Source organism: Fimbriimonadaceae bacterium (assembly GCA_019638775.1).
Lineage (GTDB): Bacteria > Armatimonadota > Fimbriimonadia > Fimbriimonadales > Fimbriimonadaceae > JAHBTD01.
The window spans coordinates 286,116-302,281 of sequence record JAHBTD010000001.1; the positions used below are offsets into that span (position 1 = coordinate 286,116).

Here is a 16,166-nt window from a genome sequence, read left to right on the forward strand (position 1 = left end):
ATCCAAAACCAAAATTCCTACGGCTTGCCCAACCCCGCAGGCGCCTGGTTCCGCCCAAGCAGTCCTGCCAAGGCAACTACCGTCACCAAATACGGCAAGGATTGCCAAAACTCGGGAGGCGGCTCCAAGCCCGCAATCTTGATCCCTTGCAGATTGATCTGGAGGGCCTGAAAAAACCCAAAGGCAACACACGCTATCAACGTTGGAATAGGTCGCCATCCGGAGATCACGAGGGCAGCAAGCGCGATAAATCCACGACCCGCCGTCATTCCGTCGCTAAAAACGCGCGTTGTGCTCACCATCAGCGTTCCTGCCAACCCACACAAAACACCAGTTGCCAGCAACGCCATCAGCCGAACTCGGACTGCTGAAACTCCCATTTGCCGAGCCTTGTCTGGGTCATTCCCCAGCGCGAGCAGACGAAGCCCACCGCGTGACCGCTGCACATAAAGCAGACACAGAAGTGGGAGCAAGAACGCCAGCGCGTCGTACATTGCCACTGGCATGATCGGCACCTTCGCGGCGAACGATTCATCCATGAATGTGCTGGCCAAGAAGTTGGTCCCCCCAAAGGCGATGATGTTTACCGCCATGCCGCTCACCACATGATCGACGCTGTAGGTTTGGGTAAGCAGGTAGTGCAGGAGCGACATCACAACCGCTGCGCCGATCCCGGCCAGCAGACCGAACATTGCACTTCCTGAGCTCAAGCCGACTATCGCAGCCAGACACGCTGCCGAGAGCATCTTTCCCTCAAGCGCGATGTTGATGATGCCGCTGCGCTCGCTGAAGAATCCGCCCAAAGCAGCAAGGATTAAGGGTGCGCTTAGGGTGATCGTGCTCCCCAACAAGGCGATGAGAAGATCAATCATGACGCACCTGCTTTCGATAGCGAATGACGGCGTAGACGATAATCAGCACCCCCAAAACAACACCGGTAATCCCCTTCGGAACACCTTCAACTTGCAAGGCGGTTGAACCCTTCGACAAAGCTCCAAAGAGAAATGCCGAAGGGATGAGCCCGATCGGTGTGCCTCCGGCAAGAAGCGCGACTCCGAGAGCCTCGAACCCATATCCCGATGAGAAATTGGCATAGAAGCGACCTTCAAAGGCGAGTACTTGACAAGCCCCCGCCAGTCCGCCGAGCGCACCTGAGACCGCCATCGCCCGTGCGGTCACCCGCTTCACGTTCACCCCGGCAAACTCAGCGGCTCGAGCCTTCGCACCGGTGAGCCTTAGCTCAAATCCCGCGACCGTTCGCTTGAACCAAATCCCGAACCCCAGCAGAATCGCCAACGCCAAAAGGAGGGCTAAATTGACCTGTGGCTCTGACCATACATTGCCTAATCGGGTTCCTTCGGACAACGTTGCCGTCGTCGCGCTCTGCTGGCCTTCCTGCTTGAGCGGTCCGGCTGTGAGATATTGTGTGAGCCGGAAAGCAACTTCGTTCAACATGATCGTCGTAATGACCTCGTGCCCGCCTCGGTATGCCTTGATCCAACCTGCTGGATACGCCCAAATAGCTCCGGCAACGCAGCCCGAAATAAGCGCCAACACTATGCCGATCCAACCTGGAATTGCCAATCCGACACAGGTCGCTGCGCCTGCCCCCGCCAAGAGCTGACCCTCTACGCCGATGTTAAACAGACCCGCCTGCAGACCGATGAACACGGCAAGTCCGGCGATGAGCAACGGAGTCATCTCTCTTAGAGTTCCGCTCACGGCATTGGAGCTTCCTAGACTTCCCTTGAACAGAGCCTGTACCGCTGCGATTGGAGAAACGCCGGTTAGCCACACGGCCCCAAGAAGCAGCAAGAACGATCCCAGGATGAGGAGCGGAATCTTGAAGCGGCTCATTCTCCCACCATCAATTGCCCGACCGTGGCACGGTCCCTTTCCTGCCCAGCCGGAGGATTGTGCAGCCGTCCCCGGTTCATCGCCACCAGTCGGTCACAGTTTTCCAGGAGTTCGTCGAGATCGTAGCTCACGATGAGCGCCACCGCACCCTCTTGACACTTGGCGCGTATGCTGTCGTAGAGCCGTCGGGTAGCGTCGATGTCGAGCCCGCGCGCCGGTTGGAATCCGAGTATGAGCTTTGGGTTCAACCACAACACCCTCGCCGCGACAAACCGTTGCTGATTTCCTCCACTCAGGCTCTGCATTGGGGAGTTCAGCCCGCCATGGCGGGTATCAAACATCGCGGCGATTTCATTCGCTGCCTGATGCTTGGGTTCGGTGCGAATCCATCTTCCATCACTAAATGGAGGGATCTCCTGAAGCCCCAGCATGGCGTTCTCCGTCAAGGGCCAAGAATCGACAACGCCCTCTTCATGGCGGTCCTCGGGAATGAGTCGCAGACCAAGCGCAATTCGTTCGGCAGTGGTCTTGTCGTTAAGGGTGATTTCATCCAAGCTGATCAGCCCGGAAGTCGGCCTGAGAATCCCCATGAGCGCCCAAAACAGTTCGCGTTGCCCGCTGCCATCTACCCCTGCAATCCCAACCACTTCCCCTTTACGAACCTCAAGGGAAAGCTCTTTCACGGCGTCTTCGCCGCGATGACCCTTCACGGTAAGGCGATCTATCACCAAAATCAGCGAGCCCCCTTGCCTCTCTGCACGCTCTGGTGGAGCCGACATTGCGTGGCCCACGATCAGTTCTGCCAACTCTGGACAGTCCGTTTCACTTACTGGCTTGGAGGTGATCAGCTTCCCGCCCCGCAGTACCGTCACGTCGTCGCAATGCTCCAAGACCTCAGGGATTCGGTGTGTCACGACAATAACGGTCGCCCCTTCTGAAGCGAGCCGTTTAAGGCTTGCGTAAAGTTGAGCGCTGTCTTGTGGCGAGAGCATTGCCGTTGGCTCGTCGAGGATCATGATCTTGGCGTTGCGCCAAAGCAGCTTCAGAATCTCCAGTTTTTGGGCTTGAGCGGGGGAGAGGGTTTCCGCCAGCGCGTCCCATTCAAACGTGAATCCCATCCGCTCTGCCAGTGATTGAGCCCTTTCTTGGGCGGGTTTCAGCGAGATGAGCGGCCCAGGCTCCGCCCCAAGCATCAGATTTTGCAAGCAGGTGAGCTCTGGGATGATGCTGTAGTGCTGACTCACCATGCCAATCCCGGTGGCGATGCCCTGTGCGGCGTTCTTGAAGTGGACCTCGTTCTCGTTAACTTTGAGGAGGCCTTCGTCAGCCGCCAGCGCCCCATAAAGAATGCGCATCAGCGTGGTTTTGCCTGCGCCATTTTCGCCGACGACGGCATGGATCGACCCCGACGCCACATTTAACGTGACTTCGTTGAGCGCTTCAACAGCCCCAAAGCGCTTTGTCATTCCCTGCATTGAGACTGCGTAAGGCATGCCTACACATAATTTAGCCGCTCGCGGGCATCCTTAACATTTTCTCAAACAAAGCGCATGTTGTTTCTTGTCCCCGCCCCTCGGCGATCATCTCTTGCAGGAGCCTGTTTACAAGCTCTGTCCCCGGCACTGCCGCCCCAATCTCTCTCGCAGCCTCTTCACAATAGCCAAAGTCCTTCGTCTGGTTGAGAATGCTAAAGCCGGGCGACCAGTCCCTGTTCAGAATCTTGGGCCCGTAGTTTTCGAACGCCCAGCTTCCCGCCGCACCGCTGCCGACCATCTCCCGCGCTTGTTCAAGATTGAGCCCAGCTTTTTGGGCAAAGCTCAGGGCTTCGCACAAGGCGATCAAGGCTCCACCGACAGCGATCTGGTTGACCATCTTCATCATCTGGCCCGCACCCGAATCCCCTACCCTCTCGGCTCTCTTGGCGTAGGCCTGCACGTATGGCAAGACATGATGGATATGTGTAGGATTTCCGCCCATAAATATCGTTAGTGTCCCTTTTTGCGCTCCCATGCTTCCGCCGGTGATCGGCGCATCAATGAATCCGATGCTGTGCTTTTCAAGCTCATCGTGCACGTCCTTTGCGGCTTTTGGAGAGATCGTGGAATGATCGACGATTATGGAGTCGGGACGCATGTTATGTGCAAGTTTTGAACAGATATCATGAACATCTTCGGACTTTGTGACGCACAGAATCACGATATCGCATGCCTTGGCAAGCTCTTCAAGGGATTCGGCAATGGCCGCCCCTTGGTCGGCGAGTGGCTTGGCCTTTGCAGGCGTTCTTGCCCAAACGGTGACGTCGTGACCAGCCTTGAGCAAGTGCCCTGCCATGGGTCCACCCATCACGCCAAGGCCGATAAATCCGATTCGGGTCATGCGGTTATTTTGGCGGATGCGGCGGGTGATTTACCGAATGGGCAGATCTACCTTTGTGGTTCTGCGGTCACTGCCTTGAGTCGCGTTTTGTGGAGTCTTGCTGGGAGTTTCACGCAGAGGAGTTGTCATGTTGTGCTGATGTGCAATGAGTAAAAACGCATCCAGGCGGCACGTCAGGTAACCGCGAGCGCCGGAATCCATGACCGAGACGGTCATGGGACACACGGGCGAGACGCCCGTGCCACGATCGGAAGTGCTTTCAGACCCTCTATCGCAGGCGACAGGGTGACGACTGCAAACCCAATAAAGACCCTCCATCGCAAGCGACGGAGGGATGGGCGCATTGCTAACTCCAGATTCCAAAACCCAAAAAATAGAACTGAGTCACTCTTCAAACCGAATGCTTGCCCCACGGGCATGCTGAGGGAAGCCTTCCATTTCGCCGAACGCTTCGATGGTCGGCAACAGTTCCTTCAAGTCCTCGCGAGTGAGGCGGCTGATGCTCTGGAATCTGAGAAACTCCATCACATTCAACGGGGAGCCAAAACGCGCTGCCATCGACGTAGGCAGGGTGTGGGAAGGGCCAGAGCAGAAGTCGCCTGCCGACTGAGGTGTATAGCTGCCGAGCAGGATGCAGCCCGAATGTTCGATCGACTGCAATGCCTCCTCCGGGTTCTCCACCATTAGGGTCAGGTGCTCGGCGGCAAGGCTACTCGCTGTATTGAGCGCCATCTGCCGCGACTCGTCGATGATGACGATGCCATGATCCTTCAGAGCGGTTCGCATCACCTGCTCGCGAGGAGAACCTTTCAGCTGCTTCTCAGCCTCGGCTAGGATCGCGTTTGCGACATCCTTGCTCCAAGTAACGAGCACTCCGAAGTTATCTTCCGCGTGTTCAACCTGAGAAAGCCAGTCTGCCGCCGCCCAAGCTGGATTTGCGGTTTCGTCTGCGACTACTGCGACCTCGCTTGGGCCTGCGTAAGTGTCGAACCCGACAAGCCCCCAAAGCTGACGCTTGGCTTCATTCACCCACTTGTTTCCAGGCCCCACGATCTTGTCGACCGCGTGCCACAGATCGCCTGTGTTCTTTGGAACGCCGCGCTCGGTGTAGGCGGAGTTGTCGCCGTGCGCCAGGATAGCGACTGCGGCTGCGCCGCCCGACTTGATAATCTGGCTGATGCCCAGCTCGCGCGCGGCGATCAGGATCGCGGGGTGCAGAGATCCGTCTGCGAGCGGGGGCGTGGCGATCCTGATCTCCTTTGCTCCCACTGCCAGAGCGGGGACTGCGTTCATGATCACCGAGCTTGGGTAGCTCGCCTTTCCGCCCGGTGCGTAAACGCCGATTTTCTCGATGGGAACAAGCCTTTGCCCCTCATAGCCTGTGTCGTTTGCGCCGTGACGCGCGGGCATGCGCCACTCATAGATGTGTTCGCCAGATTTTTGCCAGCCTTTCGTCAGAGCTTTCAACTGCGCTTCATGAAATTCGCGCACTCGCTCAATGCTGTGGACGATGGCGGCGTGGTGTTCTTTAGAAACCACAGCGTTCTTGATCTCTTTCTCGGTAACGACCAGATCTCGGATACGGAGTTTTGGGGCATCAAATCTGCGGGTGTACTTCCACACGGCCCAAAGACCGTTTATACGAACGTCTTCGATGATCTTGGCGACGGCTTTGGATTCGGCAAAGCTCCGGTCCAGTCCCCTTCGGGAAAGAGCGATCCGCGCACGGGCGTACTCGTGGAAGGTAGTTCTGTCGGACGTATCGTAGACGATCACACGACAGAGGCTCATCCCAGCATCCCGAGCGCGCGGTCGATGCGTCGGATCATCCGGTCCGGCCCGAGCACGCTCATCAGTTCGAACAGTCCGGGGCCGACGGTTTTGCCGGTGAGGGCAACGCGGGTGGGGTGGACGATAGGGCCAAGTTTCTCTTGTCCGAGGACTTCAGCTTGATTTCTTAGGAAAGTCTCGCACTCTTCTACAGAAATCTCTTTCTTGTTATCGAGAAACGCCTTTAGATTATCGAACAGTGCGGGGACATGCTCCTGCCCAAACCACTTCTCCACAGATTTTTCGTCCATCTCTGGCTCTTCAACCAGAAAAAACTGACACGCTTCGCCGAATTCGGCAAGGGTCGTGACACGCTCTTGCTCCAGCGTGATCGCCTCCGACACAAGTGTCTCATCCTCGCGTGCTGCCTTCGCCAAAAGCTTGAGAGCAGCTCCGGTCTTCTCTTCGGCGCGCGCTTCCGCTGCCCAATACTCTGCCGATTCCGGACTTGATGCGTAGTCGGCAACCTCCTTCACGAGCAAGGTCGGTGACATTTGGCGAATGTAGTTTCCGTTCATCCATTTGAGCTTGTCGGGGTCGAAGACACCTGGTGAGGGCTGCAGGCCATCCAGGTCGAACGCTTCCGCCATCTCATCCATCGACATCAGTTCGCGGTCGCCTCCGGGGGCCCAACCGATAAGAGCAATAAAGTTCGCCAATGCGCCGGGCAGATAGCCTGCGGCACGGTAGTCAAGACAGCGTGTATCGCCGTGCCGTTTGCTGAGCTTGGCGCCGTCCTTGCCTTTGATGACGGGGACGTGGACGAATTCGGGCGGCGTCCATCCGAACGCCTCGAACAGCCAGACGTGCTTGGGTGCTGAGCTGATCCACTCTTCGCCTCGGATGATATGGGTCGTTTCCATCAGGTGGTCATCGACCATTGCGGCGAAGTGATAAGTCGGCATGCCGTCGGCTTTGATCAGCACGGGATCGTCCACTTCTTCGGCGTCGAACTCGATTCGTTTACGAATGGCGTCCTGGATCACCAGCTTTTTGCCTCGTGGCATTTTGAGGCGGATCACCCCAGGCTTTCCGGCAGCCTTTGCTTCTTCGACTTGGGCGGGGGTTGCGTCTCGCCAAATCCCTCCAAAGTAGCCGATGGGCTGCTTGTTGATCTGCTGGAATTCGCGCATCTCAGTCAGCTCTTCCGAGGTGTCGAAAGCCCAATACGCGTTGCCTTGATCGAGAAGGATTTGTGAGTATTTATCGTAAATTCCTAACTCTTTCCTTTCGCTTTGCCGGTACGGTCCGAACGGCCCCCCCTTGTCGGGGCCCTCGTGCCATTCGATTCCCATCCATCGAATGCTCTCTTCAATCTCCTCTTCGCAACCGGGGACGTAGCGCGTTCGGTCGGTGTCTTCGATGCGCAGCATCATCTGTCCGCCGTGATGCTTGGCGAAGAGGTGGCAAAACAGCGCTGTTCGGATGTTGCCCACGTGGGGGGATCCGGTGGGTGATGGGGCGTAGCGAACGCGTACGGACATAGACGTATAGGTTACCTTTGAGCCTGGGGCGAGCGAGAGGACTGCGGGGCACTCGGCAGGGCGGGGGTTCCTTGGCGTCCCTTGCAGATGTGTAGCCTCCACCCTTTGGGAGGGTGGAGGCATGGAAAACGGGGTGCTTGGCTGGGGGGGGGCAGTCCCGGCTGGTGCAGGCAAGATGCCTGCGACACAATTGGGAGCGCCCGTTCGCAGTGCGGAGTGTCCGTAGCTGTAGGAGCCTCTGAGTTTGGACCTGGGACAGTCTGATTCCCTTTCCCCTTGCAAAGGGATTAAAGAATGGGTGTTGCTGGATGTCATCGACTCCGGCGTTCGCCACCCTCTCCCCTTGCCCCTCTCCCATCAAGGGAGAGGGGATTCCTGTATCAACTGATTGGCGTTCCTCCCCATTGAGGGGGGAGGTCCGTGAGCGAAGCGAACGGGGTGGGGGTGATTGGGCTGCGTGGTCTGAAGATCAAGGACTGCGAGCTTTAGACAGGGAGTCCGGCTCACAGCAGGCTGCGCGCATCGTCATCCTCTCCCATGAAGGGAGAAGGGATTTCTATAATTGTGCGGAGATTGTTATAATGAAAGCAGGCGCGCAGGACGCCTCCCGTCCGCGGGAAGGACCGAGTCCACCTGTTTCATGGGTTTCGAAAGCAAGGTTCACAGCGAACCTCCTAGCCCGATGCCAGCGGACCACGGGCACAGCTAAGGAGGCTTCGTTATGTCATATCGCGATCTGCCAGTTCGGCCCAGTCTTACACAGCTCAAGCATCAGGCTAAAGATCTTCTCCGCCAAATCAAGCGCGGCGATCCTCAAGCCCTGGAAGAGCTTCAAACCCATCATCCCGATCCCATCGATCCGGCTTCCGTCAAGCTCGCCGACGCTCAGCTTGTGCTTGCCCGAATGTACCAAGCGCCAAGCTGGCATCGGCTTACGCTCGCGTGTCATCTGATCGACGCTATCTGGAACGACGACATTCGCACGGTGCGCAGGCTTGTGACCGAGCACCCTCGCCTGATCCACGAACACGCCACGATCCGAGACAGCAACTGGGGACCGCCCCTGTCCTACGCGGCGAATCTCGGGCGCGATGAGATTATCAAGCTGCTCCATTCGATGGGCGCGACCGATCTGGAGCACGCGATCGGGCGCGCCACGCTGCAGAGCAGGGTTAGCACCGCTTTGCTACTTCATGAGCTACTGGGTAAGCCCAAGCCACCGGAGGATGCTCTCGGCGGGCCAGCCTATACGTTGAGTGTAAGCGGCACGGAGCTCATGCTTGAACTCGGGGCTCAAGTCAAGGATGAGAGGGGGAAGCCCATTGCTCCGGTATCGGTCGTGCTCGAAACCGACAGCCGCAAGCCTGAGGCAAAGCATCGGATTCTTGAGCTTTACGTTCAGCACGGCCTGGAGCTTCCCGACACGCCCACGATGGCGCTTCATCGGGGCAGGATCGACCTTCTCGAAGAGCACCTACGCCGCGATCCTCAGCTATTGTCACGGACGTTTTCCCATGAGGAGATCTATCCGCCCGAGCTTGACTGTCACGACGAGATTCTTGCCACGCATGGCACGCCGTTAGCTGGGACGACACTGCTGCATATGTGTGTCGATTACGACGAGATGGAGATCGCCCTATGGCTGCTGTCGAAGGGCGCGGATGTCAACACGCCAGCCGCCGTCGATGCCGAAGGGTTTGGCGGGCATACGGCTCTTTTTTCGACCGTGGTCTCTCAGCCGAACTTCTGGATGAATCATAACAAACTTCCGCAGGTCGCGCCGTTCACCGAGCTTTTGCTGAAGCACGGGGCCGATCCCAACGTCCGAGCATCCCTGCGCAAGCAGCTCCATCCAGGATATGGGGAGGACTGGATGCACGAGTATCGGGATGTGACGCCTTTGTCATGGGGTGAGCAGTTCCACAGCCAAATCTTTGTGAGCCTTCCTGCGATGCGGCTGATTGAGGAAGCTGGTGGTGTGCGGTAGGTGGGATCGTCAGATAATGCAGGTGAGATGCCCGCACTACAATCGCAGGACGCGCAAGGATGCCCAGTTCCCTGCAAGCCTGTGCTGATCGTCACCCTCTCCCCTGCCCCCTCTCACGTCAAGGGGCACTGGTGAGGGCGGGGCATTGGGATATTCCAAATGTATGCCTCATTGGAACCAGCGCCGGATTTGGGTCCCCAATCGAAGGTTCAGCTCAAGATTATCGAACCCGTTGGGTATCCTGCCCGGTCATACTAACAAGGATAAACATGAACTCCAAGCTCATCACGCTTTTCATTTCGATTGCGGCAACCATCATTCTCTTCGCGGGTTGCGGAGGAGGCGGTGGCGGTGGCAGTTCAAACGGTGGCAACGGCGGAGGCACCGGCACCACCAGCGGCTACACTGGGCGCGTTGTAAGACAGGACACGCTCAACGGCCTTGCCAACGTCAAAGTTGAAATTAGAGACGCGGGCGGTAGCGTTCTCAAAGTTGCGACCACGAACTCGACCGGAAATTTCAGCGTTGACCTAACCGGACTGGGGACTCCGACCCGTTTTCACATTATCAACAGCTCGATTCCCATCGGCTATTTCAAGCAGTTTTCGTACAACACGAAACGCTACACAACGCTGGATACAACTTGCAGCGCACCCTTGCCGACCTACAATCCAGGCTTCATGACCCCCATGGCGACAAGTATCGTCATCACGCCTCAAAACCTTCCTCCGCCTCCTCCACCCAACGGCTGCGGGCTTTAAGTAGGCGATTCGGCGCATTTGAAGGATTGAGTGCAACTCAATCTTTACCCTCCTGCGTGAGTACAATGAGGTTGCATCGCCGACAGCGAGACAGGTGGGGTTGATTGGACGCTGATCTAAAGCAAACCGAAGATTCCGACCGCGGGCAGGTTCAAGAGATGATCCTGCTAGCGGAGCGCTTGCGTGACGTTCACGGAGGCGACCTTGACGATGCCGCGATCCAGGCGGTTTCTGAGGCATCGGGCATCCCAGTCGAGTACGTGCGCTTAGCGGTGCAGCGATTGCCCGAGGGCAAAAAGCCCAACCTCGTCCAGCAGTTTCGTAACTCCTTCCAGGCGCTTGAGCCCGACACCCGCCGCAACGTCCTCGCCAGTTCGATCGGTTCGATGATGGGGCTGTTCGGCACCATCGGCACAAAGTGGGGCGATCAGTACTCCATTTGGGGCATTGCCAGTCTCCTTGCCTTGGGCTTGGGGATGTGGAATGTCGCGGTAAGCAAAGATAAGCGGGCGGGGGCGATCTCGGGAGCGTTGCTCGGCGCGTCGATGTTTATCGCCGGTTCGCTGTTTTCGTTTATCTTTCAGGCTCCACGCTATTTCGACTCCATCGTTCTGGTGCCATACATCCTGATTGGGGCGCTCGGTGGGCTTACGCTGCAGTCAATTGTCTCTACCAACCGGAACAAATTCGGCCTTAAGGACCCTCAACAAGAGCGGCAAGAACTTCTTCATCAACTGCACGAGATTCAAGAGCGTTTGCGCACCGGCGACCAGTCGATGGCATTTTTGAGCCTCGACATCGCAGGCTCGACGAAGATGAAAGAGTCGGCAGACCCTTTGAGTGTGGAGTTTACGTTCACTGAGTATCACAAGTTTGTGGACATGGCGTGCAAGCGGTATCGGGGCACGGTGCACTCAACTGCGGGTGACGGAGTGACTTGCGCTTTTGACCATCCGCACCAGGCTTTTGCGGCGGCTCGCTACATTCAAGCTGGGCTTGTGGAGCTGAATACTTTTAGGAATCGGATCGGCGTTCCGATCACGCTTCGGGCAGGCATTCACGTTGGTACGGTCAACGTTCCGCCGGGGCAGGACGTGACCAAAGTGAACTTTGCCCACGTCATCGATGTTGCTGCGCATTTGCAGAAGCAGTGCCCGATTGGCGGGATCGCGGTCAGTGTGGAAGCGACGCAGAGCTTGCCGGGCGGGCCACTATCGGTGGGGCTGGATGAGATTACGGTTGAGAATATACGGGCAAGAGTTTGGCAGCCGAAGACAGTGACGCCGAACACGGTAATCGCTACTCCGCCACCTGCGCCTACCCTCCCTTCGAGCGACGAAAGCCCAGCGGTTTGAACTGCGCGGAGGTATTCTGCGTAGGTAGAGGATAACCATGTCAGCAAATGCAGAACGCATCGTCGGGACCGACCTGATGGACATCTACCGCAAGGTAGATGAGGGCAAACGACTCTCGTTTGAGGACGGGATGCGTCTTTATGAGACCCCCAACCTGACGGGTGTCGGCTACATGGCCAATATCGTGCGTGAGCGGTTGCACGGCAAGAACACGTATTGGGTGCGCAACCAGCACATCAACTACACGAATATCTGTAACAAGTTCTGCAAGTTCTGCAGCTTTTACGCCAAGAAGGGTGGACCCGACCCCTACGAAATGAGCATCGAGGAGGTCAAGCGCCGTCTCGAATGGCACAGAGATGTGGAGATTACTGAGGTCCACATGGTTGGCGGGATCAACCCACGACTGCCCTATCAGTACTACATGGACCTTGTGAAGGTCGTCAAAGAGGCGATCCCCGGTGTTCACGTGAAGGCGTTTACGGCGGTTGAGATTGTGGAGATTGCGCGGGTTGGGAAAACGACCATTGACCAAGCGCTCGCCGATCTCATCGAAGCTGGCTTGGACTCCCTTCCCGGTGGCGGCATCGAGGTTTTGAGCGACCGCGTTCACAGTGAGTTGTTCGGCAAAAAGCTCAATGGTGAGGAGTGGAAAGAGGTTGCCCGGGCCGCAGCCAAGCTCGGATTAAAGCAATATGCGACGATGCTTTACGGGCACATCGAGACCAACGAGGAGCGCGTGGATCACTTGATTCAGCTACGCGAGCTTCAGGATGAGACCAAGCACTTCCTGACCATGACTCCGTTGAGTTTCCACCCCGAGAACACGGAACTTGAGCATATCGCCCACCCCACCGCCGACTGCGATCTGCGCAACATCGCCGTGACCCGGTTGATGCTCGATAACTTTGAGCACGTGAAGAGTTTCTGGATTATGAACAGCATTCCGGTCACGCAGATGGCGCTTTGGTATGGCGCCGACGATGCGGATGGCACGGTTCACGAATACGAAATCACCTACAAGGACGGCGAGCACGGCAACAAGAATCAGGTGTTGACGGTTGCTGGAATGAAGGAGATGATCCTTGAGGTTGGGCGAACGCCGGTCGAGCGGGATTCACTCTATCACGAGATCAAGCGTGAAGGTGAAGAGGCGGCGACTGGGAAGCAGCGGTTTACGGCTTTGCCGATGGCGTAGGGGAGCGATTGGCTATCAGCTATCGGCTATCGGCTATCCGCTATCGGCTATCCGCTATCGGAGATCAGAGATCGGAGATCCGTGATCCGGACCCCATTTTCTGAGGATTGAGGTGGCGTACTGATGGTGGAGTGGATTCCTCCCTCCCCCTGCCCACTCAGCCTTCGGCGTGCGTGAGAGAGGGGGATTGATGCACCTACTTCATTATCTTCGCGAAGTATTCGTTTACGGGTCGGGCGACGTGCCAGTGTTCCATGACCGTGTCGACGATCTTCGGACTTGAGACGACTTTCTCGGGCAGTTCCACCCAGAAATACCATTGCTTATTCGCGACGTAGGGCTCGGCAGCAGCAGCGGCTTTGAACTCTTCGGGCAGAACCTTGTTTCGGTCTCCCTGGATTTCACCAAACTTCTCCACGAACTCCTTCGCTTCCGTGACTTTGTGGAAGGTTTTGGGGTCAGCCATGATCGCGCGCCGAATCTTAATCATCGTCTCGGGATCGCATTCGTAAACGCCTCCCGCGATGGCGAGCGTTTTGTGGGAGCACTGCATGTAAATGCCAGGGTTTTGGAGGTCTTTGCGGCCTCCGGGGGAGACGACCGCCGCCATGAATGTCTTGTACGGCGTTTTGTCCTTTGAAAATCGCACATCGCGGTAAATGCGGAAGATGGCGTCCTTGGGCAGGAGTTGTACAGCCTTGTCATGCTTCTGGACTTGGGTGATCACCTCGGCGACGAACTCCTCGAACGGGCCTTTGACGACTTTCTCAAACCTTTTTTTGTTCTTTTCGAACCATTCTTTGCTATTGTCGGCCTCTAGCTCTTTGAAAAAATCGACGTATTCTTTGCCTAACATCTGCTTCTCCCGATCTCGATTCCATCTGAATGTTGCTCCTATTTTGCCGTAATCCTTAGCCAATTGGATGTTCGTCGCTAGACCGAATTGCCGTTTATCCTGCCGATTTGCAACGGCCCATACCGATGCACGTAAAATAGCGGTATGACTCGGACAAACTCTGCACGCTCAGCGCGCACACGCGCGGGCGCCCTCTTGATCGCTACCACTTTGATGGCAGGCGTTGCCGTCTTTGCCATCGCGGCACAGAGCAAGGTCACCCTACGGTTCAACTTTAAGAACGGACAGAAGTTGACCTACACCACGACAGCGAAGGTGACTTCGGATGGGATGGGCGGCGCTCGAAACGGCGCTCAAGGTGGAACGATGAACATCGACGCCACTCAGGCGATCGTGATATCGGAGGCCTCTGCAAAGGGCTTTACTGCCAAAACGACAACTTCGATGACGCAGCAGGGAAAGAAGCGAGAGACGACGCAGACCGCAAAATATGACGCACGCGGCGCGCAGCTTTCCGGATCGTCGTCACAGCCTGGCGGTCCGATGGCGGGCATCGGTCCCGGCGGATTTTTAGGAATGACCTTCCCGGCAGAAGCAGTGGGCGTTGGCTCAACTTGGACGGTTGATATTGACCTCAAGAATGCGATGGGTGGTATGGGTGGAGGCGCTCAAGCGCCGCAGGTAAAGGGCCGCATCCCAGTTAAGTACACGCTTAAGAGCTTTGGCACGAAGGCCGGCAAAAGAGTCGCCAACATTACGGCGGTGATCAATGGAACGGTGACTATGGGCGAAGGTCAGAACAATATGTCGATGACGCTCAAGGGCACCGCCGGTGCGGTGGTTGAAGTGGCTACCGGCATCATTCACGAATCGACAATGACGGGCGACGCGACCGTAGCCTTCAGTGGTATGAATATGGTCAGCAAGATCTCTACTAAGACCGTTCTAAAATAACTTGCCTCGATTGTAGAGGGCGGGTCCGCCCTCTACAATTACTGGGTTTTTGGGTATCAAGCCATCCTCTCGGAACTCTCCTAACTTCTTCCCGGTTGAACCTGCCGAAGGTACAATCCGACCGCCATGCTCTTCTCCAAGCGCAGCAAACGCGACCAGTTCGAGCGTGAAGCGGAACGTGTGTTCCCTTCCGTCTTCGGTACGGCGTTGCGTCTGACGCGCTCCAAAGAAGACGCCGAAGACCTGGCCCAAGAGGCGATCGTCCGAGCGTTCGATGCATACGACCGATTCGACGGAACGAACTTCAAGGCTTGGTTGTTACGAATATTAACCAACCTTTATATCAACCGGTATCGACAACGCCAACGTGGACCGCTGGTTTCATCGATCGATGAAGACGGGGTTTTGGAACCGGTTGCGGAAGAGGCCTATCTTACGGATAGGCAGGTTTTCGATGAGTTGGTCGGCGCCGAAGTAGAGGAAGCCCTGGCAAAAGTGCCGGAAGACTTTCGACTAGCGGTGATCTTAAGCGATATTGAAGGTATGAGTTACCAGGAGATTGCGGATGCCACGAACGTTCCGATTGGAACGGTTCGATCTCGCTTGGCCCGGGGCCGAGCTTTGCTCCGCAAATCCTTAGAAGCATATGCCCGTGTTGAAGGGTATTTGAAAGAGGAAATTAACGAATGAGCGAATGGCTCGACATCCATGCATTAGCCGACGGAGAATTAAGCGCCGAAGAGAAGGCGCAGGCCGAGCAGCGCCTGAAGACCTGCGACACGAGCCGCAAGGAGTTTGAGTCTGTTCAAGCTCTGAAAGGGGTTCTCCGTTCGAAATTGCCGACACCCTCCTGCGATAGCACTTGGACAAAATGCCAGGGCCGTCTCAAGGAGATGGAGCAGAAGCGGCGTGTCGAGCGATTCGTTACCCGCTATGCGTGGGGCCTGTGCGCCAGCATCTTTGTCCTGATGATTGGTGGCGCATGGATGAACCGCACCGACGGCAGCGAAGTCCGAACGGGTGAGCTTGCGCGGATTATGGCGGGCGTAGGCCCGAGCAGCCAGCCCTCGACGGGCGATTCGGAAGAATTGCAGAAGTGGATTCCGGCGAATCGCCGCAAGCCACCGTTCCTTAGCTTTGGAAGTTTGCAGGTGATCGGAGCGACCAGCGGCACGTACCGCGGGCACCCGTTCGCGATCTTTGGAATCAACAGCAGCGGGCAATTGATGGACCTGCTCTTGATCGACGATGTTGAGAAAGTGCAGGGCCTGGAGCCGATGGTTGAGAACTCCAAGTATCGGTCGGGCGTGATGGGCCAGCGCAATTGTGTGTCCTGGAAAGACATGGACTACACGCTGATGCTCATGGGCGAGCAGACACCCTTCGATCTTGCGGCTACGGCTGAGCAGATTGATCTGCGACCGAATAATTAGCTATCAGCTATCAGCTATCAGCTATCAGCTATCAGAGATCAGAGATCAGAGATCAGAGATCAGAGATCAGAGATC

14 protein-coding genes are annotated in these 16,166 nt (G+C 56.7%); 7 read left to right on the plus strand and 7 right to left on the minus strand.

Annotated elements, in window-relative coordinates:
• Positions 1–17: 17 nt before the first annotated feature.
• The 6 genes from KF784_01360 to KF784_01385 form a co-directional block, all read right to left on the minus strand.
• The gene (locus tag KF784_01360) at positions 18–872 is read right to left on the minus strand and encodes an ABC transporter permease (protein ID MBX3117683.1); all 855 of its coding nucleotides are present in this window, start codon (positions 870–872) and stop codon (positions 18–20) included.
• A complete protein-coding gene (locus tag KF784_01365; protein MBX3117684.1) occupies positions 865–1,857 on the minus strand; it encodes an ABC transporter permease in 993 nt (330 codons plus the stop codon). The genes KF784_01360 and KF784_01365 overlap by 8 nt, the downstream gene beginning before the upstream one ends.
• Complete coding sequence (locus tag KF784_01370; GenBank protein ID MBX3117685.1) at positions 1,854–3,350, minus strand: ABC transporter ATP-binding protein; 1,497 nt, start codon at positions 3,348–3,350, stop codon at positions 1,854–1,856. The genes KF784_01365 and KF784_01370 overlap by 4 nt, the downstream gene beginning before the upstream one ends.
• 13 nt (positions 3,351–3,363) lie before the next feature.
• On the minus strand, positions 3,364–4,233 hold the full coding sequence (locus tag KF784_01375; GenBank protein MBX3117686.1) for an NAD(P)-dependent oxidoreductase: 870 nt from the start codon (positions 4,231–4,233) through the stop codon (positions 3,364–3,366).
• A gap of 384 nt (positions 4,234–4,617) precedes the next feature.
• Complete coding sequence (gene hisD / locus KF784_01380; GenBank protein MBX3117687.1) at positions 4,618–6,024, minus strand: histidinol dehydrogenase; 1,407 nt, start codon at positions 6,022–6,024, stop codon at positions 4,618–4,620.
• Positions 6,021–7,547: a glutamate--tRNA ligase gene (locus KF784_01385; GenBank protein ID MBX3117688.1), complete on the minus strand. Its 1,527-nt coding sequence runs from the start codon at positions 7,545–7,547 to the stop codon at positions 6,021–6,023. The genes hisD and KF784_01385 overlap by 4 nt, the downstream gene beginning before the upstream one ends.
• A 721-nt stretch (positions 7,548–8,268) precedes the next feature.
• Here KF784_01385 and KF784_01390 point away from each other — a divergent pair.
• The 4 genes from KF784_01390 to KF784_01405 all read left to right on the plus strand — a co-directional run bounded on the left by KF784_01390 (position 8,269) and on the right by KF784_01405 (position 12,848).
• Entirely contained in the window at positions 8,269–9,534 is a 1,266-nt protein-coding gene (locus KF784_01390; protein ID MBX3117689.1) for a hypothetical protein, read from the plus strand.
• Between the two features lie 269 nt (positions 9,535–9,803).
• The gene (locus KF784_01395) at positions 9,804–10,295 is read left to right on the plus strand and encodes a hypothetical protein (protein ID MBX3117690.1); all 492 of its coding nucleotides are present in this window, start codon (positions 9,804–9,806) and stop codon (positions 10,293–10,295) included.
• Between the two features lie 104 nt (positions 10,296–10,399).
• Positions 10,400–11,650, plus strand: coding sequence for an adenylate/guanylate cyclase domain-containing protein (locus KF784_01400; GenBank protein ID MBX3117691.1), 1,251 nt, complete (start codon positions 10,400–10,402; stop codon positions 11,648–11,650).
• Positions 11,651–11,687: 37 nt separating this feature from the next.
• A complete protein-coding gene (locus KF784_01405) occupies positions 11,688–12,848 on the plus strand; it encodes a CofH family radical SAM protein (GenBank protein ID MBX3117692.1) in 1,161 nt (386 codons plus the stop codon).
• Positions 12,849–13,044: 196 nt separating this feature from the next.
• On the opposite strand, the gene KF784_01410 is transcribed toward KF784_01405, so the two are convergent.
• Positions 13,045–13,704 carry a DUF2461 domain-containing protein gene (locus tag KF784_01410; GenBank protein ID MBX3117693.1) on the minus strand — a complete coding sequence of 220 codons (660 nt, stop codon included), beginning with the start codon at positions 13,702–13,704 and terminating at the stop codon, positions 13,045–13,047.
• A gap of 144 nt (positions 13,705–13,848) precedes the next feature.
• On the opposite strand from KF784_01410, the gene KF784_01415 reads away from it, so the two are divergent.
• From KF784_01415 to KF784_01425, 3 genes are all read left to right on the plus strand, one after another.
• A complete protein-coding gene (locus tag KF784_01415; protein MBX3117694.1) occupies positions 13,849–14,658 on the plus strand; it encodes a hypothetical protein in 810 nt (269 codons plus the stop codon).
• Positions 14,659–14,784: 126 nt separating this feature from the next.
• Positions 14,785–15,348: a sigma-70 family RNA polymerase sigma factor gene (locus tag KF784_01420; protein ID MBX3117695.1), complete on the plus strand. Its 564-nt coding sequence runs from the start codon at positions 14,785–14,787 to the stop codon at positions 15,346–15,348.
• Positions 15,345–16,091: a hypothetical protein gene (locus KF784_01425; protein ID MBX3117696.1), complete on the plus strand. Its 747-nt coding sequence runs from the start codon at positions 15,345–15,347 to the stop codon at positions 16,089–16,091. The genes KF784_01420 and KF784_01425 overlap by 4 nt, the downstream gene beginning before the upstream one ends.
• Positions 16,092–16,166: the final 75 nt, after the last annotated feature.

Coding starts and splice junctions, on each gene's coding strand:
- KF784_01420 (MBX3117695.1), top strand. CDS start 14,785: ATGCTCTTCTCCAAGCGCAGCAAACGCGACCAGTTCGAGCGTGAAGCG.
- KF784_01365 (MBX3117684.1), bottom strand. CDS start 1,857: ATGAGCCGCTTCAAGATTCCGCTCCTCATCCTGGGATCGTTCTTGCTG.
- KF784_01385 (MBX3117688.1), bottom strand. CDS start 7,547: ATGTCCGTACGCGTTCGCTACGCCCCATCACCCACCGGATCCCCCCAC.
- KF784_01410 (MBX3117693.1), bottom strand. CDS start 13,704: ATGTTAGGCAAAGAATACGTCGATTTTTTCAAAGAGCTAGAGGCCGAC.
- KF784_01405 (MBX3117692.1), top strand. CDS start 11,688: ATGTCAGCAAATGCAGAACGCATCGTCGGGACCGACCTGATGGACATC.
- KF784_01370 (MBX3117685.1), bottom strand. CDS start 3,350: ATGCCTTACGCAGTCTCAATGCAGGGAATGACAAAGCGCTTTGGGGCT.
- KF784_01395 (MBX3117690.1), top strand. CDS start 9,804: ATGAACTCCAAGCTCATCACGCTTTTCATTTCGATTGCGGCAACCATC.
- KF784_01415 (MBX3117694.1), top strand. CDS start 13,849: ATGACTCGGACAAACTCTGCACGCTCAGCGCGCACACGCGCGGGCGCC.
- KF784_01390 (MBX3117689.1), top strand. CDS start 8,269: ATGTCATATCGCGATCTGCCAGTTCGGCCCAGTCTTACACAGCTCAAG.
- KF784_01425 (MBX3117696.1), top strand. CDS start 15,345: ATGAGCGAATGGCTCGACATCCATGCATTAGCCGACGGAGAATTAAGC.
- hisD (MBX3117687.1), bottom strand. CDS start 6,024: ATGAGCCTCTGTCGTGTGATCGTCTACGATACGTCCGACAGAACTACC.
- KF784_01360 (MBX3117683.1), bottom strand. CDS start 872: ATGATTGATCTTCTCATCGCCTTGTTGGGGAGCACGATCACCCTAAGC.
- KF784_01375 (MBX3117686.1), bottom strand. CDS start 4,233: ATGACCCGAATCGGATTTATCGGCCTTGGCGTGATGGGTGGACCCATG.